Annotated in this window: 25 protein-coding genes; 16 read left to right on the top strand and 9 right to left on the bottom strand. The window is 65.6% G+C overall.

What is annotated here, in order from left to right; genetic code table 11:
- Together OVY29_RS20555 and OVY29_RS20550 are read right to left on the bottom strand one after the other, a co-directional pair.
- Window positions 1–618, bottom strand: a 618-nt coding sequence (locus tag OVY29_RS20555; protein WP_313912028.1) for a TorF family putative porin, incomplete at its 3' end; no start/stop codon positions are given.
- A 235-nt stretch (window positions 619–853) separates the two neighbouring features.
- Window positions 854–1,606 (bottom strand): TorF family putative porin, encoded by a 753-nt coding sequence (locus OVY29_RS20550; protein ID WP_313912027.1) that lies wholly within the window; start codon window positions 1,604–1,606, stop codon window positions 854–856.
- A 191-nt stretch (window positions 1,607–1,797) separates the two neighbouring features.
- On the opposite strand from OVY29_RS20550, the gene ispG reads away from it, so the two are divergent.
- Entirely contained in the window at window positions 1,798–2,949 is a 1,152-nt protein-coding gene (gene ispG, locus OVY29_RS20545; RefSeq protein WP_313912026.1) for a flavodoxin-dependent (E)-4-hydroxy-3-methylbut-2-enyl-diphosphate synthase, read from the top strand.
- 66 nt (window positions 2,950–3,015) lie between these two features.
- Here the strand turns inward: ispG and OVY29_RS20540 are convergent, their stop codons facing one another.
- Window positions 3,016–3,591 carry a hypothetical protein gene (locus OVY29_RS20540; RefSeq protein ID WP_052182165.1) on the bottom strand — a complete coding sequence of 192 codons (576 nt, stop codon included), beginning with the start codon at window positions 3,589–3,591 and terminating at the stop codon, window positions 3,016–3,018.
- A gap of 184 nt (window positions 3,592–3,775) precedes the next feature.
- Here OVY29_RS20540 and OVY29_RS20535 point away from each other — a divergent pair, with 184 nt between their 5' ends.
- Window positions 3,776–4,255, top strand: coding sequence for a GNAT family N-acetyltransferase (locus OVY29_RS20535; protein WP_037554856.1), 480 nt, complete (start codon window positions 3,776–3,778; stop codon window positions 4,253–4,255).
- A 109-nt stretch (window positions 4,256–4,364) separates the two neighbouring features.
- On the opposite strand, the gene OVY29_RS20530 is transcribed toward OVY29_RS20535, so the two are convergent.
- The 3 genes from OVY29_RS20530 to OVY29_RS20520 form a co-directional block, all read right to left on the bottom strand.
- Window positions 4,365–5,486 (bottom strand): S41 family peptidase, encoded by a 1,122-nt coding sequence (locus OVY29_RS20530; RefSeq protein WP_313912025.1) that lies wholly within the window; start codon window positions 5,484–5,486, stop codon window positions 4,365–4,367.
- A 75-nt stretch (window positions 5,487–5,561) separates the two neighbouring features.
- Complete coding sequence (locus OVY29_RS20525; protein ID WP_037554858.1) at window positions 5,562–5,759, bottom strand: hypothetical protein; 198 nt, start codon at window positions 5,757–5,759, stop codon at window positions 5,562–5,564.
- Window positions 5,760–5,771: 12 nt separating this feature from the next.
- A complete protein-coding gene (locus OVY29_RS20520) occupies window positions 5,772–6,905 on the bottom strand; it encodes an acyltransferase family protein (RefSeq protein WP_037554859.1) in 1,134 nt (377 codons plus the stop codon).
- Between the two features lie 91 nt (window positions 6,906–6,996).
- Between OVY29_RS20520 and OVY29_RS20515 the strand changes: the two genes are divergently transcribed.
- Window positions 6,997–7,848: a LytTR family transcriptional regulator DNA-binding domain-containing protein gene (locus tag OVY29_RS20515; protein ID WP_152567593.1), complete on the top strand. Its 852-nt coding sequence runs from the start codon at window positions 6,997–6,999 to the stop codon at window positions 7,846–7,848.
- Between the two features lie 107 nt (window positions 7,849–7,955).
- On the opposite strand, the gene OVY29_RS20510 is transcribed toward OVY29_RS20515, so the two are convergent.
- Window positions 7,956–9,479, bottom strand: a complete 1,524-nt coding sequence (locus OVY29_RS20510; RefSeq protein ID WP_037554860.1) for an acyl-CoA carboxylase subunit beta — start codon at window positions 9,477–9,479, stop codon at window positions 7,956–7,958.
- Window positions 9,480–9,499: 20 nt separating this feature from the next.
- Here OVY29_RS20510 and OVY29_RS20505 point away from each other — a divergent pair, with 20 nt between their 5' ends.
- From OVY29_RS20505 to OVY29_RS20495, 3 genes are all read left to right on the top strand, one after another.
- Window positions 9,500–10,024, top strand: a complete 525-nt coding sequence (locus OVY29_RS20505) for a thioredoxin family protein (RefSeq protein WP_313912024.1) — start codon at window positions 9,500–9,502, stop codon at window positions 10,022–10,024.
- A gap of 10 nt (window positions 10,025–10,034) precedes the next feature.
- Entirely contained in the window at window positions 10,035–10,814 is a 780-nt protein-coding gene (locus OVY29_RS20500) for an SDR family NAD(P)-dependent oxidoreductase (RefSeq protein WP_037554862.1), read from the top strand.
- A 166-nt stretch (window positions 10,815–10,980) separates the two neighbouring features.
- Window positions 10,981–11,883: a DMT family transporter gene (locus OVY29_RS20495; protein WP_037554863.1), complete on the top strand. Its 903-nt coding sequence runs from the start codon at window positions 10,981–10,983 to the stop codon at window positions 11,881–11,883.
- A gap of 105 nt (window positions 11,884–11,988) precedes the next feature.
- Here OVY29_RS20495 and OVY29_RS20490 read toward each other — a convergent pair whose 3' ends face one another.
- A complete protein-coding gene (locus tag OVY29_RS20490; RefSeq protein ID WP_313912023.1) occupies window positions 11,989–12,948 on the bottom strand; it encodes an L-threonylcarbamoyladenylate synthase in 960 nt (319 codons plus the stop codon).
- Between the two features lie 53 nt (window positions 12,949–13,001).
- On the opposite strand from OVY29_RS20490, the gene OVY29_RS20485 reads away from it, so the two are divergent.
- From OVY29_RS20485 to OVY29_RS20455, 7 genes are all read left to right on the top strand, one after another.
- The gene (locus OVY29_RS20485; protein WP_313912022.1) at window positions 13,002–14,744 is read left to right on the top strand and encodes an acyl-CoA dehydrogenase; all 1,743 of its coding nucleotides are present in this window, start codon (window positions 13,002–13,004) and stop codon (window positions 14,742–14,744) included.
- A gap of 114 nt (window positions 14,745–14,858) precedes the next feature.
- Window positions 14,859–17,150: an EAL domain-containing protein gene (locus OVY29_RS20480; RefSeq protein ID WP_037554866.1), complete on the top strand. Its 2,292-nt coding sequence runs from the start codon at window positions 14,859–14,861 to the stop codon at window positions 17,148–17,150.
- 726 nt (window positions 17,151–17,876) lie between these two features.
- A complete protein-coding gene (locus tag OVY29_RS20475) occupies window positions 17,877–19,832 on the top strand; it encodes a ribonucleoside-diphosphate reductase subunit alpha (RefSeq protein ID WP_037554867.1) in 1,956 nt (651 codons plus the stop codon).
- Between the two features lie 65 nt (window positions 19,833–19,897).
- The gene (locus OVY29_RS20470) at window positions 19,898–20,338 is read left to right on the top strand and encodes an endonuclease domain-containing protein (protein ID WP_052182167.1); all 441 of its coding nucleotides are present in this window, start codon (window positions 19,898–19,900) and stop codon (window positions 20,336–20,338) included.
- Between the two features lie 63 nt (window positions 20,339–20,401).
- Window positions 20,402–21,466: a ribonucleotide-diphosphate reductase subunit beta gene (locus OVY29_RS20465; RefSeq protein ID WP_037554868.1), complete on the top strand. Its 1,065-nt coding sequence runs from the start codon at window positions 20,402–20,404 to the stop codon at window positions 21,464–21,466.
- A gap of 129 nt (window positions 21,467–21,595) precedes the next feature.
- Window positions 21,596–21,826: a hypothetical protein gene (locus OVY29_RS20460; protein ID WP_037554869.1), complete on the top strand. Its 231-nt coding sequence runs from the start codon at window positions 21,596–21,598 to the stop codon at window positions 21,824–21,826.
- An 85-nt stretch (window positions 21,827–21,911) separates the two neighbouring features.
- Window positions 21,912–22,187, top strand: a complete 276-nt coding sequence (locus OVY29_RS20455; protein WP_313912021.1) for a DUF5343 domain-containing protein — start codon at window positions 21,912–21,914, stop codon at window positions 22,185–22,187.
- A 637-nt stretch (window positions 22,188–22,824) separates the two neighbouring features.
- On the opposite strand, the gene OVY29_RS20450 is transcribed toward OVY29_RS20455, so the two are convergent.
- Window positions 22,825–23,331: a hypothetical protein gene (locus tag OVY29_RS20450; RefSeq protein WP_313912020.1), complete on the bottom strand. Its 507-nt coding sequence runs from the start codon at window positions 23,329–23,331 to the stop codon at window positions 22,825–22,827.
- A gap of 168 nt (window positions 23,332–23,499) precedes the next feature.
- Between OVY29_RS20450 and OVY29_RS20445 the strand changes: the two genes are divergently transcribed.
- From OVY29_RS20445 to OVY29_RS20435, 3 genes are all read left to right on the top strand, one after another.
- Window positions 23,500–24,054, top strand: a complete 555-nt coding sequence (locus OVY29_RS20445; RefSeq protein ID WP_037554871.1) for a DUF4440 domain-containing protein — start codon at window positions 23,500–23,502, stop codon at window positions 24,052–24,054.
- A 278-nt stretch (window positions 24,055–24,332) separates the two neighbouring features.
- Window positions 24,333–24,515, top strand: a complete 183-nt coding sequence (locus tag OVY29_RS20440) for a hypothetical protein (protein ID WP_037554873.1) — start codon at window positions 24,333–24,335, stop codon at window positions 24,513–24,515.
- Window positions 24,516–24,622: 107 nt separating this feature from the next.
- Entirely contained in the window at window positions 24,623–24,778 is a 156-nt protein-coding gene (locus OVY29_RS20435) for a hypothetical protein (RefSeq protein ID WP_200880164.1), read from the top strand.
- The last annotated feature ends 111 nt before the right edge of the window (window positions 24,779–24,889 follow it).

The following is a 24,889-nucleotide window of genomic DNA, read 5'->3' as shown; positions in this document are numbered from 1 at the left end:
CCCGAGCGACCAGTCGACATATTGGCCGTCGGGCGACACGAGGCCGAGCGACCCGTCATTATAGCCGATCCCCGCGGTCAGCGTGACGGGCGTGTTCGGAATTCCGTATCCGGCGCCGAGGTTCAGATAGATATTGTCCTGATCGCCAAGCGAATCCTGCTTGGGCGCATAGGCCACCATCCCCGTGACCGACACGGGACCGATATCGTGCGACAGCTTGCCGATGCCTTCGAAATAGTCGGTCGGCGCGCCGCCGTCGTCGCTGCCCGGATAGGTGTACCAGGTCACGCCGATGTCGGCCGTCGTACCCGGTGCGATTTCGGTGTTGAAGCCGCCATAGACGTCGAGTTCGAACTTGCCATAGGCGGGGCTGTCGGGAAGCGACGAACCCCAGACGCCGGCATAGAAGCCGCTTTCGTGGCTGACGGTCAGCGTCGGCTGCACCGCAACCTTTTCGTTCGACAGCGAAATGCCGCGGAAGCGATAGTCGCTCGTGACCGCAATGCCGCCCGACAGCGTGAACGGGCCGGCGGCTTCTTCTTCCTGAGCAAAGGCCGGGGTGGACATCGCCGTCGCGGCGACAAGCGCGCCAAGGCACGCGCGGACAAGAGTTTTCATGGACAGATCCCTGTTCGTTGATGGATCGTCCCTGCCTGCCGCACGGCTGCCAGCCTCTTTTCGGGTCTGGTCCCGTCGTGCGTGCGCCGATCTTCACCACTTTGGTGCGACGCACAAACGAAAAAGTTGCGCGCGCCGTGTTAAAACGGGACGATGCGACTTTTGTGCAACAGTTGACTATGAATAAATGGGTTGGGCGAAATTATATTATACAAAATCGCCTGTCGACGCGCGGTCAGAAGGAAAAGCCGAGCGTCAGTACCAGCGTCGGGTCGTAAAGCGTGTCGACCGCCTTCACGCCGGTTTTCTTGATGTCGGTGTCGACATAGCGCGCCGAGAGCGTCGCCGGGCCGACGACACAGGATGCACCGAGCGACCAGTCGACATAGTCGCCCGGGGGGGCGGTCAGCGCGAGCGAGCCGTCGGAATAGCCGACCCCGGCATGGACCGTGACCGGAGTATTGGGGATGCCTGAGGAGACGCCGAGGTTATAGTACCAGCTGTCGCCCTTCGAGCGCTGCGCGGGCGCATAGGCGACGGTTCCGGTCGCCGAAAGCGGGCCGATGTCGTGCGACAGCTTGCCGCTGAACTCGACATAATCGGCCGGTCCCGCCCAACTCCGGTTGCCCGGATAGCTGTACCAGATCACCCCGGCGTCGACCGAGGTGCCCGGCGCGACCTCGGTCGCATAGCCGCCATAGAGGTCGAATTCGAATTTACCCGACAGCGGATTGTCGGGCATCGTCGAGCCCCAGACGCCGACGTAAAAGCCGCTTTCGTGGGCAAGCGTCAGCGTCGGCTGGAGCGCGATTTCCTCGTCCGACAGCGAAATGCCGCGAAAACGATAGTCGCTGACGACGGCGACCTCGCCCGACAGCGAAAGCGGGGCTCCGCCGCCGGTAATCGGATCATCCTGGGCAAAAGCGGGGACCGACATGGCCGCGGCCGCGAGCAACAGGCCGGCGCCGGCCGTGTTGAAAAAACGCATCAATAGTCTTTCATCTCTGGCCCGAAACGCCGGTCGCGCCGCGCGGCGCGATCGGAAACGGTGGCCCTTATCGGGTCAGCATAAGGCCGCGAATGTCGCGCTACAAGCCGCGCGCCGTCGCTTGGCTTTGCCAAGCCGCCCCCGCCCGGCTAAAGAGCGACCATATCTCCCCATCTGTCGAGCCATTAGCGATGAGCGATCACAATCCCGGCCTGCGCCCCTGGCGCGATATTGCACGGCGCGAATGCCGCCAGATCATGGTCGGCAACGTCCCCGTCGGCGGCGGTGCGCCGATCAGCGTCCAGACGATGACCAACACGCTGACCAGCGATCCGGTGGCGACGATCGACCAGATCCGCCGCTGCGAAGAGGCGGGCGCGGACCTCATCCGCGTCTCGTGCCCCGACACCGATTCGACCGCGGCGCTGGGGAAGATCGTCCGCGCGTCGCGCATCCCGATCATCGCCGACATCCATTTCCACTATAAGCGCGCTTTGGAAGCCGCCGACGCCGGCGCCGCGTGCCTGCGCATCAACCCCGGCAACATCGGCTCATCCGAGCGCGTCGGCGAGGTCGTCCGCGCCGCCAAGGCGAACGGCTGCGCGATCCGCATCGGCGTCAACGCCGGCAGCCTCGAAAAGGATCTGCTCGAAAAATATGGCGAGCCCTGTCCCGAGGCGCTCGTCGAAAGCGCGCTCGACCATATCAAGCTCTTACAGGACCACGACTTCCACGAATATAAGGTCGCGGTAAAGGCGAGCGACGTCTTCCTCGCGGTCGCCGCCTATGCGCAGCTCGCCGACGCGGTCGATTGTCCCTTGCACCTCGGCATCACCGAAGCCGGCGGGCTGATCGGCGGCACGGTCAAATCGGCGCTCGGCATCGGCAACCTCCTGTGGGCCGGGATCGGCGACACGATCCGCGTCAGCCTCTCGGCCGAACCCGAAGAAGAGGTGCGCGTCGGCTATGAAATCCTGAAGTCGCTGGGCCTTCGCACCCGCGGCGTCCGCGTCGTCTCCTGCCCCAGCTGCGCGCGGCAGGGCTTCGACGTGATCCGCACCGTCCAGGCGCTCGAAGAGGCGCTCCAGCACATCAAGACCCCGATGTCGCTCTCGGTATTGGGCTGCGTCGTCAACGGCCCCGGCGAAGCGCGCGAGACCGACATCGGCATCACCGGCGGCGGCAACGGCAAGCATATGGTCTTCCTGTCGGGGGTCACCGACCACCATGTAGAGGACGCCGACATGATCGCGCACATCGTGAAGCTGGTCGAAGCGAAGGCGGCCGAGATCGAGGCGGGCAGCGCGGTGAGCATGGATACGCTCCACGGCAAGGCGGCGTAGCGCCCGCAGGCGGTACGCCAGCGCCCGCCCCGTCCGAACCGGATTGCGCGATATGCAGATGGCGGCTCAGGCCGTCCGCCGGTCGACCGCGATCCAGTTCACTTCCCATGTCGCGCCGCCATCGGCCGAAAAGGCCTGCTCGAAACGCGCCTCGTCGGCCGAGACCGGCGTAATGACGAACCGCACGCGGATGGGCCGCTCGCCGAGCTTGTCGTCGCCGTAAAAGACGCCGCGTCCATCGGCGCCGAAACCGCCGATCACCGGCGGGGTCAGCGCACCGTCGCGCAGGCTGGCAAAGTTGAGGCTCCAGCGGCGAGCGCCGGGGTCATAAAGCCGTAGCGAGATACCCTCGATCTTCCCCGCAGGTCCCGCGACCGACAGCTCGACGCTGTTCGCACGGCCATCCATCAGGCTTCGAACGAGGCTCGTGCCACGATATTCGGCCCAGACCGGTTGTTTGCCCGACAACGGGTTGCGCAGCACACGCACGTCGGTTGCCCAGGTTCCGATTTCGAAATCGAAATCGTGCTGACCATCGCGGACTGCCTCCGCGGACGAAGCATCCGGTGCCGAATGCGCCGTCGCGGAAACGCCCGCGCCGCCCATCAGCAACACCAGCACCAGCAATCGTGCGCTCATCATCGAGCCTCTCCCGCCATTCGCCCCATCCTGTCGTCGACCCTGATTACAGGTCGCTGGCCTGACGACAAGGACGCTCTTTCCGATAGCCGCTTCGATGCGAGCGGCCCGACCGGACAAGCGGCATTGCCCGCGAGCCCGTCCTCGTTAAAAAGCGCCGCGACGTCTCTCTTTGCAGGATAATCGCGTGACCCTATCGATCCGCCCCGCCATCCCCGCCGATCTGCCGCTGATCGCCGGGTTCATCCGCGACCTCGCCGAATATGAAAAGCTGTCGCACGAAGTCCGCTTCGACGAGGCGAAGCTCGGCGAAAATCTGTTCGGCGCGCGTCCCTATGCCGAGGTCGTAATCGGCGAGATCGATGGCACGCCGCAGGGCTTCGCGCTCTTCTTCCACAATTTCTCGACCTTCGAGGGGCGCCCCGGCATCTATCTCGAGGATCTGTTCGTACGCCCCGAAGCGCGCGGCTCGGGGCTCGGCAAGGCGCTGCTCGCGCACCTCGCCAAGCTCTGCGTGGAGCGCGACTGCGCGCGGCTCGAATGGTGGGTGCTCGACTGGAACGCGCCGTCGATCGGCTTCTACCAGAGCCTCGGCGCAAAGCTCATGGACGAATGGACGGTGATGCGGGTCGATGGCGAGGCGCTGATCAAGCTGGCAGGTTCATAACCTTCGTCACCCTCGGGCAAGGCAAGGGACTTGCCCGACTTGATCCGGGGTCCAAACTCGCGCCGTAGCATGGATGCCGGATCAAGTCCGGCATGACGAAAGAGGGAAATTAACGCGCCCCGCGCGGCTTCCGTCGCTCCATCGGCCAGCTCGGCATATGCGCGTCCGACAGCGTCTTCGCTTCGGCGGGCGCGACACCGAGTTCGGTCAGCGCGCGCGCCAGCGCGTCGGCGGGCGCCACCGCGATGTCGGGCAACACGCCCTCGCCCTCCCAATCCTTCCCCGTCACCGGATCATAGGTCCGCCCGACCGGGATGAAGGCGCCATAGCCGCCGCCCAGATCCTCGCCGCGCCCGAAATGATTGGCGCCCGCGGTCGGCGCGCCGACCAGCGTGCCGCGCCCCGTGTGCTTCATCGCGAGCGCGAAATGCTCGGCCGCCGACGCGCTCGCGCCCGAGGTCAGCACATAGATTTTGGCATCGCGCAGCCGAGCGTCGGCGTTCGGCGTCGCCCAATGTTCGCGCGCGACCATGCCCGCATCGCCCTTCGCCATGCGCATCGAGGCGATGCCCGCGATCGGCGAGCCGCCTTCGGCGTCGACCGACGCGCGCGTCGCCATCGTCACCAGCCGCGTCTCCTTGCCGAACAGCCACGGGAAGATGACGTCCATCTGGTCGAGCCCGCCGCCATTGTGCGTGCGGATGTCGAAGATGATCGCCTTGGCATCGGCGTGGTCGGCCATGAACTTCGCCGCCTGTGCCGTCACCGCATCGTCCATCGGAAAGACGTTGAAGCGCACAAAGGCGATCCCCGGCGCGATCCATCCCGCCTGTTCGACCGGCACCTTGGGCGGACGGCGCCCCGGCGCGGCGCTGCCCGGCGCCGGCGCCGGCGCCGGCGCGGCCGCCCCCGCCGCCGCTTCGGGAACGCGCAGCCGCAGATGCCCGTCGGGCGACACCGCGTTCACATCGCTGTCGATCGCGGCGCCGAGCGCCTCGCCGGAGAGCCCCTTGTAGCGGCCTGCGGCGATCGCCGCGCGGATCGCATCTGCATATTTTTTTCCCGTTTCGGGATAGAGATAGTCACGCTCGAGCAGCGCGGCATATTTCCCGGCGATCGCATCGGCGCCGGCCTCGTCGGCCGCGAGCGCGGGAGACGGCGTGAGCAAGGGGGTCGCAGCCATTCCGGCAGCAAGCAACAATGCGGGCATAACAAGCGACGAACGAATCATTCCTGTCTCCAATCCGGCCCCGGCGGATCGAAGTGTATCACATCGACAATACAGATCAACTACATTTGTAGTCGTCTATTTCTTGCGCGCGAACCAGACCAGAACCGCCCCGACCACCGCAAGGATCACGCCGTTGCGCGTCCACGCGGTGTCGCCCAGCATGAAGCTGCTCGCGGGCCAGCGCACGATATCGAGCCCCTGCAACGCCCACAGTCCGCCGACGAGGATCATCGCGACGCCGACGATCGCCATTATGCCTTTCAACGCACCCATTCCCGCTCTCCCCTATTGGCGCTGCAATCCGATCAGCGGCCGCAGCCAGCCGATGCTGCGCCCGATCCGGTAGAAAAGCCAGCATCCGCTCACTGTCGCCGCGACGAGGATCAGGAATGACGGCAGCGCCGCAATATCCGCGCGCAACAGCCACCAGCCCACGACGACGATGATCGTCTGGTGGATGATGTAAAAGGGAAAGACCGCCTCGGCGAGCATCGCGCGCTGCGGATGGTCGCGATTCCAGTACCGGTCGGCGACCCCGACGAGCGCGACGATCGACGCCCAGCCCTGCACCAGCCGCACGACCATGAAGGGGGTGACAATTCCCGCGGGCGGCGGCCCCTCGCCCGGCGCCGCCCACATCGCCCAGACGATCCAGACATATGCGGCCAGCGCGAGCACCGCCGCGACCGGCCAGCACCGCGCCACCGCGTCGAACAGCGCCGGTCGCACACGCAGCAACCAGCCGATGAAGAAGGGGACAAGGAAATGAAGATGCGCCGGCCCGTCATCGAACAGCGCGTGCGTATCGCGATGCCCGGGAAAGGCGAACAGGATGGCGAGCCACATTCCGAACGGCACCATCAGCATCCCCCAACCGCCGAGCCACCGCGCAGCCGCATCGGCGATCCGCGCGCGCGCCGCGACAGGAAACACGACGAGCAGCAGCGCAGCCAGCGCGGTGTAGACGAACAGGTAAACGACGAACCACAGATGCTGCCAGGTCGGCAGCACGATGCCCCCGAGCGTTCCGAAGCGGAAATAATCGTAGAGCCAGAAATGCGCGAAGCCATGCGCATAGCCATGCTGCGTCACCAGCTCGATCCAGGGCTGCACGGGGATGACGACGATGATGCCGAAAGCGAGCGGGATCAGCAGCCGCGCGCTCCGCGACCGCATAAATGCGCCCGCCCCTTCCGTCTTCGCAAACAGCGCCGCGCTCGCATAGCCCGACACGAGGAACAGCAAAGGCAACCGCCAGCTGTTCGTCGCCATCATCGGGATCTGCACCCAGTCCATCGGCGCCGCGATTTTCACATGCCAGCCCCACGGCACGAAATACATGCCGATATGATAGAAGATCAGCAAGCCGAAGGCGCCGATGCGCAGCCAGTCCATTCCGTAATGCCGTGTCGTCGTCATCTGCCCAAATCTCCTTTGCGGGGCCTGCGGCAGCCGCTAATCGAAAGGGCGGACGGCGGGCGATCCCGGCGGGACGAACAGCGGGGCCGGAGTGACGGACAAGCAAGCCATGGGGACGAGCGGCGGCACAGCGGGGACGAGCGGCTTCAGCGCGCGCGCGCTCACCGCACTGCTGCTGACGGCGATTTTCCTCTTCGGGCTCGTTCGCATTACCGCCAACGTCTATTCCTATATCGCCGACCGGCAGGGCGCCGGCCTCGCCACCTCGCCGACGATCGCCTGGATGCTCGAAGGAAGCAGCCTCGCCGCTTGGGTGGCGATGATGATCCCTTGCTGGTTCGCGGTCCGGCGCATCCGCCCGCCGCGCGTTTCGCTGCCCGCGACGATCGCGATCCACGCGCTGCTCGCGATCCCGGTTTCGCTCGGCCATATCGCGCTGATGGTCGCCTTTCGCACGATGCTGTGGTGGACGATGGGGCTGGACTATGAATTCACTTCGCCCGACGGATCGCCGATCCTCTATGAATTGCGCAAGGATCTCTCGGCCTATGCCGAGCTCGTCTTCATCCTCTTCCTCGTCCAATGGCTTGTCGCACGCTATGCCGCGCCGCCGGCAAGGACGCCCGAACGCAGAACGCTCGCGATCGGCGACGGGTCGGTCACGCATCATTTGCCGGTCGACGAGATCGAGCATGTCGCGGCGGCGGGCAATTATGTCGAGGTCGCGTGGCGCGGCCAGCGCCTGCTCCACCGCGCGACGCTGACGGCGATCGAGGGTGAACTCGCCGGGGCGGGCTTTGCACGCATCCATCGCGGCCGTATCGTTCGCCGCGACGCGGTACGGCGCGTCGTCACGCTAAAGAGCGGCGACTTCGACGTCGAGATGGAAAGCGGCGAGACGCTGCGCGGCAGCCGGCGTTATCGCGAGAATGTGTCGGGATAGGGGGCTCTCAACTCCGTTCGTGCTGAGCTTGTCGAAGCACCGTTCTTCTTCGACACCGCCAAAGACAAGAACGGCCCTTCGACAAGCTCAGGGCGAACGGATTTTGATTAATTCTTGCCCACCACCCGCCACGCCAGCTCGGCAAACTCGCACAGCAAGGGCCGCGTGTCGCGCGGGTCGATGATATCCTCGACCCCGAATTTCTCTGCCGTCCGGAACGGCGAACGCACACGGTTCAATCGCTCGCGGATCGCTTCCAGATGCGCCGCCGGGTCTTTGGCCGCCTCGAGCTCGCTCTTGTACGCGACCTCGACCCCGCCCTCGATCGGCAGGCTGCCCCAGTCGCCCGACGGCCAGGCGAAGCGGTACTGGAAGCGCTCGGCGTTCGACATCGCGCTCCCCGCGATCCCGTAAGCGCGGCGCACCACGACCGAAGCGAGCGGCACCGTCGCGCGGTAGATCGCGTTCATCGCCTGCACGCCATATCGGATCGTCCCCGTCCGCTCGGCCTCGCCGCCGATCATGAAGCCCGGATTGTCGACGAGGTGGACGATCGGCAGCCGGAACTGGTCGGCCATCTTCACGAAGCGCTCGGCCTTCTCGCTCGTCTTCGCGTCCCACGACCCGCCGAGATAGGACGGATCGCTCGCGAGCACCGCGACCGGATAGCCGTCGAGCCGCGCGAACGCCGTGATAACCGCGCGCCCCCAGCGCGCGCCCATCTCGAAGACGCTGCCCGCATCGAACACCGAATTCGCGATGCGCCGCATCGAATAGACCTGCTTCGCCTCGCGCGGCACGATCGAAAGCAAGGCCTCGTCGCGGCGATCCGCCGGATCGCTGCATTCGGTGCGCAAGGCCCGGTCGTGGATCGACGACGGCAGATAGGACAGGAACCGCCGCGCCGCCGCAAAGGCTTCGGCCTCGCTCGCGACCTCGTCGTCGACAACGCCGTTGCGCGTATGGACGTCGCTGCCGCCGAGTTCCTCGCGGTCGAGCGTGTCGCCGATCGCCGCCGCGACCGCCGGCCCGGCCGCGAACAGCTGCGACAGCCCGCGCACCATCACGCTGTAATGGCTCGCGACGACGCGCGCCGCGCCCAGCCCCGCGGTCGGCCCCAGCGCCAGCGCCACGACCGGCACCGTGTCGAGGTTCGCGATAATCTCGTCCCAGCCGGGCACGTGCGGAATATAGGTGTATCCCATATCCTCGAGCGTCTTGACCGACCCGCCGCCGCCGGTGCCGTCGATCATGCGGATCAGCGGCAGGCGATATTCGTGCGCCATCGCCTCACACTGCACGAACTTCCTGTGCAGCGCCGCATCGGCCGCGCCGCCGCGCACGGTGAAATCGTCGGCCGAGGCGACGACCGGCCGGCCGTCGATATTCGCGCGCCCGAAGATAAAATTGCTCGCGGCAAGGTCTTCCAGCTCGCCATCGGCGCCATAAGTCGCGCGCCCGGCGATCTTGCCGATCTCGCGAAAGCTGCCCGGATCGACAATCGCGGCGATCCGCGCCCGCGCATCCATCTTGCCGCGCCCGTGCTGGCGCGCGACCTTTTCCTCGCCGCCCATCTTCTCGGCCATCGCGCGGCGTTGGCCGAGTTCTTCGATCTCATTTTTCCAGCTCATGCGAAGGAGGCTATCTTACGTTGACGGAAACGTCATGCAAAACCTATCGTCGCCGCATGACCCGCTCGATCGCTTTTGCCCTCGCCGCCGCATTGCTGACGCTCGCGCCCGCCATCGCGGCCGAAAAGCGCACGCTCCCCGGCATCGAGGAGCCATACAAGACCGACGCCTTCATCGCCGACCCGATGCCCGCGATCGACGCCGCACTCGCGCGGGCAAAGGCGTCGGGCAAGCCCGTGCTGCTCGTCATGGGCACCGGCGCCTGCCACGACAGCGCGTGGCTCGCGAACCTGCTCACGACCGACCGCTTCGCGCCCGTCCGCGCCCGCTACGAAATCGTCTATGCCGACATCGGCATGCCGCATGTGAAGGGCCAGGGACGCAATCCCGCCGTTCCCGAACGCTTCGGCTTCCGGATCAAGGGCACGCCGACCGCCGCGGTCCTCGATGCCGAGGGCCGCGTGCTCAACCGCAAGGCCGCTCCCAAATGGCGCAACGCCGCGAGCCGCAGCGACGACGACATCTACAAAGAACTGATGAAATAGGGAGAGCGACATGGCCGAGATGAACCTTGCGGGGCGCGTCGCGCTCGTTACCGGCGCCTCGCGCGGCATCGGCCGCGGCATCGCGCTGGGTCTGGCGGAGGCGGGCGCCGACGTCGCGGTCAACTACACCCGCGGCGAAGAGGCCGCGGCCGAAACCGTCGCCGCGATTCAGGCGCTGGGGCGCAAGGCGAAGGCCTATCAGGCGTCGGTCACCGACGAAGCCGCCTGCGCCGCGATGGTCGCCGCGGTCGAGGCCGACTTCGGCCCCATGTCGATCCTCGTCAACAACGCCGGCATCGCCAGCCGCGGGCTCTCCGTCGCCGACACCAGTCCCGAAGAAGTCGACAAGCTTTTCGCCGTCCACGCCGCCGGTCCGCACCGCCTGTCTCGTCTCGCACTGCCGCAGCTCCGCCAGCACAAGCGCAGCGACATCATCGTGATTTCGAGCATCGCCACCTATGTGAACTCGCCGAACGGCGCCCCCTACACGATGGCCAAGGCCGCGGGCGAAGCCCTCGCGCTGACGCTCGCCAAGGAAGAGCTCGGCAACGGCGTCCGCGTCAACATCGTTGCCCCCGCGCTCACCGTCAGCGACATGGGCGAAAAACTCTCGCGCGCAATCACCGGGCAGGCCGACATCCACCACCTCGACGCCAAAATGCCCTTCGGCCGCGTCGCCGTCCCCGCCGATGTGGCGGCGGCGGTGGTGTGGTTCGTCAGCGACGCGAACAGCTATTGCTCGGGCCAGAAGCTCAACATCGACGGCGCGGGACAGGCGACGTTTCGCTAACCCACCCCATCCTCCCTGTGGCGAAGCCATGGGGAGGTGGCAGCGCGCAGCGCTGACGGAGGGGCAATGACGCGACGTCGCAGCCCCTCCACCGCCTGCTTCGCAAGCGGTCCCCCTCCCCATCGCTTCGCGACAGGGAGGATCAGGTAGAATACAGCCCCCTCCCATGCGCCCCGATTCGCCCTCGCCCGTCATCCCCTTCCTGATCGCCTGCGCCGGAATCGCGACCTTTTCGGCGATGGACGTGCTGATGAAGGGGCTGTCGATCGACATCGGCGCCTATAATGCGGTGCTGTGGCGCACCGGCACCGGGACGCTGGTCAGCGGCCTGCTCTATCTCGCGACGCGCCCCAGATGGCCCGACCGGCCGACGATGCGGATCCACGCGTGGCGCTCGCTTTTCGTCGCAGGCATGGCGCTCAGCTTCTTCTGGGCGCTCGCGCGGCTGCCGATGGCGGAGGCGATCGCGCTCGCTTTCGTCGCGCCGCTGATGGCGCTCTACATGGCCGCGATCTTCCTTGGCGAGAAGATCGGCCCGCGTTCGATCGCCGCGTCGCTGCTCGGGCTCGCGGGGGTGATCGTCATCGTCGCGGGCAAGCTCGGCGGCAGCGCCTATTCCGACGAGGCGCTGCTCGCAGTCGGCGCGGTGTTCCTGTCGGCGGTCTTCTACGCCTATAACCTCATCCTCGCGCGGCGGCAGGCGAAGATGGCCGAGCCGATGGAGATCGCCTTCTTCCAGAATTTCTTCGTCGCCGCGATCCTCGCGCTGGGCGCACCGTGGTTCCTCGCCGTCCCCGGCACGGAACAGGCTCCGAACATCGTCGGCGCCGCGATCCTCGCAACCACCTCGCTGCTGCTTTTGAGCTGGGCCTATGCCCGCGCCGAAACGCAGATCCTCGCGACGACCGAATATACCGGCTTTCTCTGGGCGATGGTCTTCGGCTGGTATTTCTTCGACGAAGCGGTGACGCTGCCGACGCTCGCGGGCGCCTGCCTGATCGTCGCCGCCTGCCTGATCGTCGCGCGCAAGGCGCCGCATGGCGATCCGATCGAGCCGGCGGCGGCCTGACCTTCTCCCCTCCCGCGTGCGGGAGGGGTTGTGGGAGGGCATGTCGTTCTTGGGAGCTACCGAAACAGGCCCTCCCCTAACCCCTCCCATAAATGGGAGGGGGACTTAAACCGCCGCCCTTGCCAGCCGGTCGTTGATCGCCGCGCCGAGCCCCTCGACCGGGATCGCCGCCACCGCGATCTTCGCCTTCGCGCTCGTCGCCCCCGCGTGCAGCGCGTCGAAAAGGCGCGCCGCCGCTTCGATCAGGTCGCCCGCGATGCTGAGGTCATAATCGCCTCGAACCGCGCCAAAGCCGATGCCAAACTCGTCCGCCGCGAAATCGCGCGCGCCCAGCCGCACCGGCTTGCCGGGCGCATAATGGCTCGCGAGCATCCCCGGCGCGACGATCTCCGATCCTTCGATCCCGGTCACCGCAAGGCCGCTCGCCTCGCCCAGCATCTCCGCCGTCACCGGCCCCGGCCGCAGTATTTCGACCGCGCCGTTCTTCACCCGCGCGATCGTCGATTCGACTCCCGCACTCGTCGCCCCGTCGTCGATGACGAGGTCGATCCGCCCCGCAAGGCTCGCGAGCACATGCTCCGCCCTGGTCGGGCTCACCCGCCCGCTCGCATTGGCGCTCGGCGCCGCGAGCGGCGCACCCGACGCGGCAAGCAACGCCTGCATCGCGCGATGCCCGGGAACCCGGAGCGCAATCGTGTCGAGCCCCGCCGTCGCCACGCTCGCAACGGGGCAGCCCGGCGTGCGCGGAACGACGAGCGTGAGCGGCCCCGGCCAGAAACGCGTCGCGAGCGCGCGCTCGGCGGTCCCGAACTCGCCCAGCGTCTCGGCCATGGCGAGCGTCGGCACATGCACGATCAGCGGGTTGAAATCGGGCCGCCCCTTCGCGGCATAGATGCGCGCGACCGCTTGCGGATTGCGCGCATCGGCGGCGAGGCCATAGACCGTCTCGGTCGGCACCGCGACCGGCCGCCCCGCCGCGATCAGCGCGGCGGCGCGCGCGATCGCCTCCGCACCGAAGGGGGCGCTTGCGGTCGCGATGCTCTCGTTCCTTTGACCCTCGGCCATGCCGCGCTATAGCGCCCGCGCAACGATATTCACCAGGAAAGTCGGTCCCCTCTATGACCTACACGCCGCCCACCACCGAACAGCTTTTCGTCTTGAACCATATCGCGCGCATCGACGCGATGGCGCAGCATGAGCGTTTCGCCGCCGCGACCCCCGATATGGTCGAGGCGATCGTCACCGGTATCGGCGAGTTCGCCGCCGACGTCTACGCCCCGCTCAACCGCGTCGGCGACACGCAAAATCCCAAATGGCAGGACGGCAAGGTCACCATGCCCCCGGGCTTCAAGGACGCGTATAAGCAGTTCGTCGACGCGGGCTGGGGCAGTATCGACGGCCCCGGCGAATATGGCGGGCAGGACTTGCCCTTCACCCTCGCGACCGTGGTGATCGAAGCGCTCGGCAGCGCGAACATGGGCTTTTCGCTCTGCAGCATCCTCACCCCCGGCGCGATCCACGCGCTGATGGCCTATGGCACCGAGGAGCAGCGTGCGACCTGGCTTCCCAAGCTGGTCACCGGCGAGTGGAACGGCACGATGAACCTGACCGAGCCCGCCGCGGGCAGCGACGTCGGCGCGCTGCGCTCGACCGCCGAGAAGGTCACCGAGGGCCCGAACGCCGGCCTCTACCGGATCAAGGGACAGAAGATCTTCATCACTTTCGGCGAGCATGACCTCACCGACAATATCGTCCACCTCGTTCTCGCGCGCACGCCGGGCGCACCCGAGGGGACGCGCGGCATCTCGCTCTTCCTCGTCCCCAAATATCGCCTCGACGACGCTGGCAATCCGACCATCTCGAACGGCGTCCACTGCGCCTCGATCGAGCACAAGCTCGGCATCCACGGCTCGCCGACCGCGGTGATGGTCTATGGCGAGGACGAGGATTGCCTCGGCGAGATCGTCGGCGGCGAAATGGGCGGGATGCGCGCGATGTTCGTGATGATGAACAACGCGCGGCTGATGATCGGCTGTCAGGGCATCCAGATCGGCGAGCGCGCGACGCAGCAGGCGCAGCGCTTCGCCGCCGAGCGCGTCCAGTCGGCGCTCGCGGGCTCGCCCGACCGCACCCCGGTGACGATCGACCGGCACCCCGATGTCCGCCGCATGCTGTGGCGGATGCGCGCGCAGACCGAGGCGGCGCGCGCGCTGACCTATTATGCCGCGGCGCAGATCGACTTCGGAAAATTGGGCGACGAAGCCGCAGCGATGCGCGCCGAAATACTCATCCCGCTGGTCAAGGCGCACGCGACCGACATCGGCTGCGAGGTCGCGAGCCTCGGCGTGCAGGTCCATGGCGGCATGGGCTTCATCGAGGAAACCGGCGCTGCGCAGCATTATCGCGACGCGCGCATCGCGCCGATCTACGAAGGCACCAACGGCATCCAGGCGGCCGATCTGGTGGGGCGCAAGCTCGGCATGGCGGGCGGCGACCTCGTCCGCGGACTGATCGACGATATCGCGCACGGCGCCGCCGATTCCCCCGAATTGCAACAGCTCGTCGACGCGTGCCGCGCGGTCACCGACTGGATGGTGAACGCGAACACCGCCGACCGGCTCGCGGGCAGCTACCCCTATCTCACCATGCTCGCGACGGCGACCTGCGGCTGGCTGATGGCGATCCAGCACAAGGCGGCGCGCGCGGCGCTCGAAGAGGGCGGCGGCGACCGCGCCTTCCTCGAAGCCAAGATCGCCTCGACGCGCTTTTACCTTCAGCAGATCGTTCCCGCCGCCACCGGGCTCGCGGCCTCCGCCCTCGCCGGCGACGCCGCGCTCGAACCGCTGGCTACGATCGCCTGAATCCCCCGAAATCCTGCGCTTTCCGCCGTGCCGGACAGCGCAGGATTTTGTTCATAATTAACGCGATGATAACCATCTGACACTAGACGCGACCGGCAATTGCTGGAGACGTGCGTGCCCATTCCGGTCAAAAGTCTGATCATCAGCTGGCGAGCTCTTGCGCTGTCGCTCCTGCTCAGCGTCGTCGTAGGGGTCAGCGGTTTTGGCGAATTGCCCGATCGTCTTATCGCGATGGCGACAAGCCGCGTCGCCTATCGCGATGTATCGGGCGACATCGTGGTGATCGGCATCGATGATCGAACTTTGGCCGAATCCCGCAATGGCGAATTCACGCGGCACGATCATGCCCGCCTGATACGCGCCGTCGATCGCGCCGATGCGAAGCGCCTTTTCATCGATTTCGATTATGAGCGCCCCGACAACAACGGAGGCCTGGAAGAAGTAAGCGGGGCAGTGCGCAACATGGGTGACCGGGCTGTGCTCGCCGTTCCCACGCGATCGGTGCCCGGCACCGATCAGCTCGTTACCATTTTTCCTGACGCCTCTTTCGGCGATCGCGCCAAACGCGCCAGCATCGCATGGGAAAATCAATTCTGGCAGGTCTGGGACATCCCGTTGATGTACCTTGCCGAAGGAAAGCTGCTGCCGAGTTTCGCGGCTGTTCTGGCGGGCAAATCGGGGCGCGCGCCTTCGCAGTTTCGCATCGATTTTTCGTACAGGACAAGCAGCATCCGCCAATATGGCGCGATCGACGTGATCGACGGCAAGGTCGGCGCGAACGAACTGGCGGGCAAGGACGTTATTTTTGCACCCACGGCATCGCGGCATGCGGACCGTCACTATTTGCCGGGACACGACAAGGTTCCCGGCGCCTACGTCCATGTGCTCGCGGCGGAAACGCTGCGCCGGGGTAATCCAGTGAGCCTCGGCTGGTTGCCGCCATTGGGCTTTGCACTATTTCTAACGCTGCCCCTGCTGCTACGGAGCGGCAACCGGTGGTTCAGCGTCTTCGGATCGGCGGTCGCCGCCCTCCTCATCGCCTCGCAATTGCTGCTCGCGACGCAGCTTGTCACGGTCTCGATCGGGGCAGGGCTGTTCTTCCTTGCAGCCATCGGTTCCAATGTGGCGCGAGCACGCCGCCGCGATTCGGCACAGCGCGAGAACCCGGTTTCGGGCTTGCCGAACTTCGAAGCGCTGCGTTCGCTGCCGCCGTTCGGCAGCGCGACCGTCGTCGCCGCCAAGGTCGTGAATTTCGAGGATCTCGCCGCCTTCATCCCCGGCGACGGCATCGGCAAGCTCGTCGAACAGGTCACCCGCCGCCTCCAGCTCGCCTCGCAAGGCACGACGCTCCACCACGATCTCGACGGCACCTTCGCCTGGCTCGTGCCTTATTACCAGCACAGCCAGATCGAGGGGCAGCTCGCGGGCCTCGCCGCGCTGTTCAACGCGCCGCTGACGATCGGCGAGCTGCGCGTCGACGTCGCGATCGCCTTCGGCGTCAACGACGAATTCGAAGGGTCGAACGCCCAGCGGCTCGCCGCGGCGCTCGTCGCCGCCGAACGCGCGATCCGCACCCGGTCGCTGTGGACGAAATATACTTCGCGCCAAAAGGAAGACGCCGGCTGGCAATTGAGCTTTCACTCGCAGCTCGAGGATGCGCTCACCGGCGGCGACATCTGGGTCGCCTTCCAGCCGCAATATGAAATCGCGTCGAAAAAGCTCGTCGGGGTCGAAGCGCTCGCGCGCTGGACGCACCCGACGCGTGGCCCCATCCCGCCCGACGAGTTCATCGTCCAGGCCGAAAAGAGCCAGGACATCTATCGCCTCACCCTGTTCGTGATGGATCAGGCGATCCGCTCGGCGGCGCAGCTGCGCGAGCGCGGATTCCACATCAATATGTCGGTCAACCTGTCGGCGAGCCTGCTCGATCACAGCGATCTCGTCGGCACGATCCGCGTCATGCTGACCGCGCACCACCTGCCGCCCGAGGTTCTGACGATCGAGATCACCGAAACCGCGCAGATCGAAAACAGCCGGCAGGCGCGCCAGACGCTGGCGCAGCTGCGCCGGACGGGTATCCGCCTGTCGATCGACGATTATGGCACCGGCCAGTCGAACCTCGAATATCTGACCGAGATCGAGGCCGACGAAATCAAGATCGACAAGCGATTCGTGATGACAATGCGCGATTCGCAGCGGAACCTCGAAGTTGTTAAATCGACAATCGATTTGGCCCACCGCCTCGGCGCCGTCGCGGTCGCCGAAGGTATCGAAGACGGTGAAACCATGGCGTTGCTCGCCGGCCTCGGCTGCGACGTCGGGCAAGGCTATCATCTTGGAAAACCGCAATTGTTTTCCGAGCTGACCGCGACCCTTACCGCTTCCCCCCAGAACCGCACCGCATAACTGCCAGATTGGCGGTAATGATCATAGTTAAGACTCGATTTACCTTACTAATTAAGGTATACGCTCCGTTAACTGTTCCTCGTGAGCAGTCTGAACAGGAGATTGGTCATGGGTTGGTTTTGGCGATTCATGGGCGGCGGCGGCACCGAAAGCGGTGGCGGTCAGGCCTGACCCGAAAGCATAGAGTTAGAGATCGGGCCTCGGCATCGCCGGGGCCCTTTCTTTTTGCCCGGTGTCGCTCGATGCGCGCCTGGACGAAGCCGTCTCCCGCCGCTGCCGCATCGCACCTCACATAAGCGTGGCGGGGGGCGGCAAGCCCTTCTTCCCGACCGAAAAAATTTCGGCCCGACACCCGTATCCGCCCCTTCGCGCGGAAAGCCGCGGAAACGCTGGCGCGATGCCTTCGGCTCGTGCATCGGGGACGACGAGACGAATCAAATTATCGACGAGTCGAGTCTCCATTCTGTCATTTACCGTCTTGCATCGTCGCGCCGACGTGGCACTATAGGTGGTGGGTCAGCCACGGGGGCACCCCAATAAATAGTATTCGGCTGCAAGTGGCGGATTTCCGTCGTCCATCGCATATGGACCCGGAAAAACCCTTGCTGCGCCCAAAAAAAGTGCCCCGTGGACGGGTTTAGATGCTAGGATCGGGGCTTCGCCCTGAGTCGAACAAGACAGGAACAAAGCGCACCCATGTGCGCGTTTAGATCGGGGGCGAATGCGATGGATTTTCGGGAAAGCGAACGGGTGGAGACGAGCGACGTGGCGACGATGGAACTGGCGAAGAATGACGCTCCGGCGGCCCCCGAATCGAAGAGCGATTCGAAGGATGATTCGGCGCCCGCGGCGAAGCTGGGCGGCGACAGCGAGCCCAAGGTGCACGCGCGCCGCTTCGACATCGTGACCGACGCGAGCCGCGACGCGCTGCTCACCGATTTCGGCAAGGAAACGCTGCAGGACCGCTATCTCCTGCCCGGCGAATCGTACCAGGATCTCTTCGCGCGCGTCGCCGACGCCTATGCCGACGATCAGGATCACGCGCAGCGCCTCTACGACTATATCTCGAAGCTGTGGTTCATGCCCGCGACCCCCGTTCTCTCGAACGGCGGCACCGGCCGCGGCCTGCCGATCAGCTGCTACCTCAACTCGGTCGACGACAGCCTCGAGGGCATCGTCGGCACGTGGAACGAGAATGTCTGGCTCGCCAGCCGCGGCGGCGGCATCGGCACCTATTGGGGCGCGGTGCGCGGCATCGGCGAACCCGTCGGTTTGAACGGCAAGACCAGCGGCATCATCCCCTTCGTCCGCGTGATGGACAGCCTCACCCTCGCGATCAGCCAGGGTTCGCTCCGCCGCGGCTCGGCCGCCTGCTACCTCGACATCTCGCACCCCGAGATCGAGGAGTTCCTCGAGGTCCGCAAACCGTCGGGCGACTTCAACCGCAAGGCATTGAACCTCCACCACGGCGTCCTCATCACCGACGAGTTCATGGAGGCCGTCCGCGACGGCGCCGAATTCAACCTCCGCTCGCCCAAGGACCAGAGCGTCCGCGGCACCGTCGACGCGCGCGGCCTGTTCCAGAAGCTCGTCGAGACGCGCCTCGCGACCGGCGAGCCCTACATCATCTTCATCGATCAGGTGAACCGCATGATGCCCAAGCATCATCGCGACCTCGGGCTCAAGGTCACCACCTCGAACCTCTGCTCCGAAATCACGCTGCCCACCGGCCGCGACCATCTCGGCAACGATCGCACCGCGGTCTGCTGCCTCTCGTCGCTCAACCTCGAAACCTGGGACGAGTGGAACGGCGACAAGCGCTTCATCGAAGACGTCATGCGCATGCTCGACAATGTGCTGCAGGACTATATCGACCGCGCCCCGCCCGAAATGGCGCGGGCCAAGTACAGCGCCAGCCGCGAACGCAGCGTCGGGCTCGGCGTCATGGGCTTCCACAGCTTCCTGCAGGCGCGCGGCCTGCCGTTCGAGGGCGCGATGGCGAAATCGTCGAACCTTCGCGTCTTCAAGCATATCCGCGCGCAGGTCGACGCCGCGTCGATGCTGCTCGCCAACGAGCGCGGCCCCTGCCCCGACGCCGCCGATCAGGGCGTGATGGAACGGTTCAGCTGCAAGATGGCGATCGCGCCGACCGCGTCGATCAGCATCATCTGCGGCGGCACCAGCGCGTGCATCGAGCCGATCCCGGCGAACATCTACACGCACAAGACGCTCTCGGGCAGCTTCTCGATCCGCAACCCGCACCTCGAGGCTTTGCTCGTCGACAAGGCGAAGAACAGCGACGCGGTGTGGAACTCGATCCTCGAAAAGGGCGGCAGCGTCCAGCACCTCGACTTCCTGACGCAGGACGAGAAGGACTGCTACAAGACCAGCTTCGAGATCGACCAGCGCTGGCTGCTCGAACTCGCCGCCGACCGCACGCCGTACATCGATCAGGCGGCATCGCTGAACCTGTTCATCCCCGCCGACGTCGAGAAATGGGATCTGCTCATGCTCCACTATCGCGCGTGGGAGCTCGGGATCAAATCGCTCTATTATCTCCGCTCGAAATCGGTGCAGCGCGCCGGCTTCGCGGGCGGGGTCGAGGCCGACAACACCCCCGAGGCGGCGAAGTTCGAACTCGCGGGCAGCACCGATTACGACGAGTGTCTGGCATGCCAGTAATTCCCTCTCCCACCGGGAGAGGGAGGGGGGCGCGCAGCGCCGGAAGGGTGAGGGTGACGATCCCCATGCGAAGCTATCGCAATCCACCCTCCGGCACCGTCGCGCGCGCCCGGACCTTGCGCAGAGACGCCACGGACGCCGAAAAGCGGATGTGGCAGGCACTGCGCGACACCTTTGCCGCCCTCAAATGGCGGCGGCAGGTTCCGATCGGCCCCTATTTCGCCGATTTCTTCAGCTTTACGGCAAAGCTGGTGATCGAAGTGGACGGCGGCCAGCACGCCGAGGCGGCGTCCCACGACGCCCGCCGCACCGAATTTCTGCAGGCGCAGGGCCTCACCGTCCTCCGCTTCTGGAACAACGACGTCCTCGCGAACACGAACGGCGTCATGACCCAAATCTCCCTCTCCCTCCGGGAGAGGGAAGGAGCCGCGCAGCGGCGGAAGGGTAAGGGCGATCAACCGCCGGCACCCGGCCACCGCCGAACACCCTCACCTTCCCAAGGCTGACGCCTTGGGGCCCTTCCTCTCCCGGTGGGAGAGGAGTAAAGATACCAGTCCGGAGACCGTTCAATGTCCCTTCTCGAAGCCCGCAAGACCTACAAGCCCTTCGAATATCCCTGGGCGTTCGATTTCTGGAAGCGCCAGCAGCAGATCCACTGGGTGCCCGAGGAAGTGCCGCTGGGCGAGGATTGCCGCGACTGGGCGCAAAAGATCAGCGACCATGAGCGCAATTTGCTCACGCAGATTTTCCGCTTCTTCACCCAGGCCGATATCGAGGTGCAGGATTGCTACCACGAAAAATACGGCCGCGTGTTCAAGCCGACCGAGATCAAGATGATGCTGACCGCGTTCAGCAACATGGAAACCGTGCATATCGCGGCGTACAGCCATTTGCTCGACACGATCGGCATGCCCGAGAGCGAATATGGCATGTTCCTCGAATATGACGAGATGCGCGCCAAGCACGACTATATGGGCACCTTCGGGGTCGAGAGCGACGAGGATATCGCGCGCACCCTCGCGATGTTCGGCGGCTTTACCGAAGGCTTGCAGCTCTTCGCCAGCTTCGCGATGCTGATGAACTTCCCGCGCTTCAACAAGATGAAGGGCATGGGCCAGATCGTCAGCTGGTCGATCCGCGACGAAAGCCTCCACTGCGAAGGCATCATCAAGCTGTTCCATACCTTCGTGAAGGAACGCGGCTGCCTGACCAAGGCGGTGAAGGAAGACATCATCGACACGTGCCAGAAGACGGTGCGGCTCGAGGATGCGTTCATCGACCTCGCCTTCGAACAGGGCCCCGTCCCCGGCATGACGCCGAAGGAAATCAAGCGCTACATCCGCTACATCGCCGACTGGCGTTTGGGGCAGCTCGGTTTCCAGCCGATCTACATGATCGACGAACACCCGCTCCCCTGGCTCGCCCCGCTGCTGAACGGCGTCGAGCACGCCAACTTCTTCGAAACACGCGCGACCGAGTACAGCAAGGGCGCAACGCGCGGCGACTGGAACACCGTCTGGTCGAGCTTCGACAACCGCAAGAAGGCGAAGACCGGCGACGAAGCCGCCCCCGCGGGCGACGCCGAAAACGACGGCGAAGACATGTTCGCCAAAGCCGGCATCGCCGCCGAATAAGCGCACTTTCAAACCCCTCCCGCCTGCGGGAGGGGCAGCAAGACTTGGGAGCTATGCTCCCTAGTCGCCGCGGGGAGGGCCAGCAATGCCAGCCCCCCGGCACAACACACGAAGAGCCCGAGGCCAAAAATGACCGAAAAGAAAAAAGAGAAACTCCTGATCCTCAGCCAGCCGCAGCGCGCGACCCTCGAAGGCCTCTCGAACCGCCGCCCCCAACTCCCCACCGACCCGGTCCGCGACGAACTCGTCACGCTGGGCCTCGTCGTGAAGCAGGGCGCCAAATGGGCGCTGACACCGACGGGCAAGAAGGTGCTGGCGGCAAGCTCGAACCGGCGCAACTCGGGCGGGTTTTCGGTTTGACCTAGAAAAATAGTAGTAAATTGCTAAGATGGATGCGAGCTAGGATAATTAAACTGAGAATAGATCGTGAAGCGGGGGAAAACCAATGGCTGAACAATCGCCTTCAGCATCCGAAGCTACCGGCAGCGAAACCAAAGGCGCAAAGCCAAGGCGAACGATTCCTGGCGACTTCTCCTACACAGCGACTCCCGGCAAGCTCAAAACGGTTCTCACGAACCTCGTAGCCGCTGAACGACCGGAAATTTTTAACAAAGATTACATCGAAACCTATCTGGGTGTGACTGGCGGGTCCGCGAGCCCCATACCTGCCATCTTAAAAAGGACTGGCTTTGTCGGATCAGATGGGCGTCTATCTGCCTGAAGATGAGGTCGTAAGACTGAAACTGGCAATACGGGATTGGTACGGGCTGTCAGAGTAGTCTGTGGGATTTGGGATTGCTCTGCAACTCCCGCTCCTTGCCTCCTGATGCCGGATCAAGTCCGGCATGACGATGTGAAGAGAAGCATCCGGTTCAACCTAATCTCGTCACCCCGGACTTGATCCGGGGTCCATCGCCGCCCTAGCCTCCACTCTATGCACGCCGACTTCCAGCCCTGCGCCTATATCATGGCCAGCGCGCGGCACGGCACGCTCTACACCGGCGTCACCTCGCTCCTGAATCCAGCGCGTGCGAGCGGTAAAAATCTACGGGGCGCAACTCTGGCAATCGTCGTTGCGATCTCGCTGTAGGGATTTCGCCTTCGACCGAGCATCAGCAGCGGTGAAATAGGGGCCATGCCACGTACTACTTTTGGTATTACGCTTCCCGTGCAACCCGTCGCCGTTGTTGCAGAACGAACACCCGCCCCTGTGGACGATGGCCTTCGACCGAACCCAGTTGTCATAAACGAAAAATTCGTCAGTCACCGTCCGCCCCTCCCACTTTGACCTCTTCTATCACGGATGCGGGATCAAGTCCGGGGTGACGAACGTGGAAATCACGAGAGTGGCCTAGCCCTCAATTCATCGCCGACCCCGCCGGAAACCCGCGCAGCCCCGCGACCGCGAACATCACCCCGCCGCGCACCGCCTCGGGCGAATCCGCAAGCAGGTAGAGCTTCACCAGCTCGCGCGTCACCTCGCTGTCGTCGTCAACGACCAGCCGCAACGACGAAACGCCGAACTCGCCCTTCGAAATCACCACGTCGCGGATCAACGGCAGCGGCCAGCTATCCGACGCCCCGCGATGGAGGCGCGCGCCGTCGTGCCAGATAAAGGCATCGCGCCGCCGCCACGCGCGAAAAAAGGCCGCGAAGCCGAGCAACGCCGCCACGATTCCCGCGCTCGCCAGCAGATTGCTGAACAGGATCGCGCGCAGCACCTCGCCCGCGCCGTCGCCCCACGCGCCGTTCGCCTGCCGCACGACCAGCGCCGCCGCGGCAAGGCCGCACAGCAATTGCCCCGCCAGCAACGGCTTCGCCTTCAGCCGGCCGATCACGATCTGCCTGGAAAATCCGCCTGTCATCGCGCGCCTACATAGGAAGCGCCGCAGCGCCGCGCCAGTCCGGCGCGCAGGCGCACGCACCGGCCCCGCCCCCGACGTCGTCGCCCCTCCGCGCACCGCGATGTCACGGGCTTGCGTCTGCGGCTCGATACCGTATTATCATGGCAATACACTATGGAGCCTGCTGCCATGTCCTTCGCGCTTTTCCTCGCCGCCGCGCTCGCGGCGCCCGTGTCTCCCTCCGCGCCCGCCCCGATGCCGACGGGCGACGCGCTGACCGCCGCGATCGCCGAAAACGACGCGCGCCTCTTCTGGGCGGCGTTCGAGGGTTGCACGCCGCCGGCGCTGACCGACCTGCTCACCCCCGATTATCGCATGATCCACGATCGCGGCGGGCTGTCGGCGAAGGACCGCGCCGACATGGTCGCGGGGTTCGAACGGCAATGCGCGCGGCGCCGGCCGGGCGGCGCGGACGAAGGCTACAAGAACCGCCGCCAGCTCGTCCCCGGATCGCGCATCGTCCGCCCGATGGGCGACTGGGGCGCGCTCGAGGAGGGCGCGCATGTCTTTTTCGAATGGACGCCGCGCGCGCCGCGCTGGACGCTCGTGGGCGGCGCCAAATATATGAATGTCTGGCAATGGATCCCCGCCGAGGGCCGCTTCCGCCTGTCCGAAAGCCTGAGCTACGACCACGCCCCCGCCGCGCCCTATCCGCCGCGGGGCGCGGAGGCGGCCCCGCCCTGACGCCCGCGACGCCCGCCGGTGCGAAATAGGACCGGCGCCCCCTTTCCTACATTGCCGCCGCGTGCCAGCCTCGCGCGCTGGCTCTTTGACATGCTGAATTCTCTGCCCTCGACCCGATGAAACATCGCACTGCGCGCGATGTTTGCGATCTTTGGCGCATGCGCGGCGTGGGCGACCTTTGCGATTTTTCGGCCCGCACGCCCTTCGCCCTTCGGCAACGCAGCCTTTGCCTTCGCCGCCCGTTGACCCGGTAGCGAGGGGGACACAGGAGACCCATTATGGAATGGACCCTCATCACGATCGTCGGGCCGATCCTGCTCGCCGTCGTGCTCGCCTGGGCGATGCTCAACAACCGCCGCAGCCGCGCCGAGGAACGGCGCACCGAGGAAGCGACGCGCATCCGCCGCGAACAGGAAGACCGCGACCAGAAGGCGCGGGAGGCGGAGGGCGGTGCGGCCTGAGCCCGCGCGCGCCGCCCTCCGCCGGGGTTAACCGCCCCGGCCGCACGGCGAAGCGCCCACTGCTTCGCTTAGACGATGCTATACTGCGACTCGAAAGGAGAAAGCCCATGCAGGCCGTAACCGAAGGCGACCGCCGCAAGGAGGTGAGGAGCCTCCTCGACCAGATTCAGGCGCATCCCGAGCGCGACTGGACCCAGGCGCGCCGCCGCATCGCGACGCTCAACAAGCTGATCGCCGCCCCGCCGCGTCCGCGCGCGCACTAGAGTCGGGGCCCCAGCCCCAGCCCCAGCCACTCGTCGCCGCCATTCGTCGCCCGGATGCGGCCGTCCGTCGCATCCGGGCGCCGCGCGATGCAACGGACGGAGTTCGCGCCG

It is taken from the genome of Sphingopyxis sp. SE2, assembly GCF_032227185.1.
GTDB lineage: Bacteria > Pseudomonadota > Alphaproteobacteria > Sphingomonadales > Sphingomonadaceae > Sphingopyxis.
The sequence above is the reverse complement of the archived record's forward strand: the minus strand, read 5'-3'. Positions and strand labels throughout refer to the sequence as shown.

Bases quoted from the DNA above. Each gene is read 5' to 3' on its own strand.
- OVY29_RS20550 (WP_313912027.1), bottom strand. From the start codon at position 1,606: ATGCGTTTTTTCAACACGGCCGGCGCCGGCCTGTTGCTCGCGGCCGCG.
- ispG (WP_313912026.1), top strand. From the start codon at position 1,798: ATGAGCGATCACAATCCCGGCCTGCGCCCCTGGCGCGATATTGCACGG.
- OVY29_RS20540 (WP_052182165.1), bottom strand. From the start codon at position 3,591: ATGATGAGCGCACGATTGCTGGTGCTGGTGTTGCTGATGGGCGGCGCG.
- OVY29_RS20530 (WP_313912025.1), bottom strand. From the start codon at position 5,486: ATGATTCGTTCGTCGCTTGTTATGCCCGCATTGTTGCTTGCTGCCGGA.
- OVY29_RS20525 (WP_037554858.1), bottom strand. From the start codon at position 5,759: ATGGGTGCGTTGAAAGGCATAATGGCGATCGTCGGCGTCGCGATGATC.
- OVY29_RS20520 (WP_037554859.1), bottom strand. From the start codon at position 6,905: ATGACGACGACACGGCATTACGGAATGGACTGGCTGCGCATCGGCGCC.
- OVY29_RS20510 (WP_037554860.1), bottom strand. From the start codon at position 9,479: ATGAGCTGGAAAAATGAGATCGAAGAACTCGGCCAACGCCGCGCGATG.
- OVY29_RS20500 (WP_037554862.1), top strand. From the start codon at position 10,035: ATGGCCGAGATGAACCTTGCGGGGCGCGTCGCGCTCGTTACCGGCGCC.
- OVY29_RS20495 (WP_037554863.1), top strand. From the start codon at position 10,981: ATGCGCCCCGATTCGCCCTCGCCCGTCATCCCCTTCCTGATCGCCTGC.
- OVY29_RS20490 (WP_313912023.1), bottom strand. From the start codon at position 12,948: ATGGCCGAGGGTCAAAGGAACGAGAGCATCGCGACCGCAAGCGCCCCC.
- OVY29_RS20485 (WP_313912022.1), top strand. From the start codon at position 13,002: ATGACCTACACGCCGCCCACCACCGAACAGCTTTTCGTCTTGAACCAT.
- OVY29_RS20475 (WP_037554867.1), top strand. From the start codon at position 17,877: ATGGATTTTCGGGAAAGCGAACGGGTGGAGACGAGCGACGTGGCGACG.
- OVY29_RS20470 (WP_052182167.1), top strand. From the start codon at position 19,898: ATGCGAAGCTATCGCAATCCACCCTCCGGCACCGTCGCGCGCGCCCGG.
- OVY29_RS20465 (WP_037554868.1), top strand. From the start codon at position 20,402: ATGTCCCTTCTCGAAGCCCGCAAGACCTACAAGCCCTTCGAATATCCC.
- OVY29_RS20460 (WP_037554869.1), top strand. From the start codon at position 21,596: ATGACCGAAAAGAAAAAAGAGAAACTCCTGATCCTCAGCCAGCCGCAG.
- OVY29_RS20455 (WP_313912021.1), top strand. From the start codon at position 21,912: ATGGCTGAACAATCGCCTTCAGCATCCGAAGCTACCGGCAGCGAAACC.
- OVY29_RS20450 (WP_313912020.1), bottom strand. From the start codon at position 23,331: ATGACAGGCGGATTTTCCAGGCAGATCGTGATCGGCCGGCTGAAGGCG.
- OVY29_RS20445 (WP_037554871.1), top strand. From the start codon at position 23,500: ATGTCCTTCGCGCTTTTCCTCGCCGCCGCGCTCGCGGCGCCCGTGTCT.
- OVY29_RS20440 (WP_037554873.1), top strand. From the start codon at position 24,333: ATGGAATGGACCCTCATCACGATCGTCGGGCCGATCCTGCTCGCCGTC.
- OVY29_RS20435 (WP_200880164.1), top strand. From the start codon at position 24,623: ATGCAGGCCGTAACCGAAGGCGACCGCCGCAAGGAGGTGAGGAGCCTC.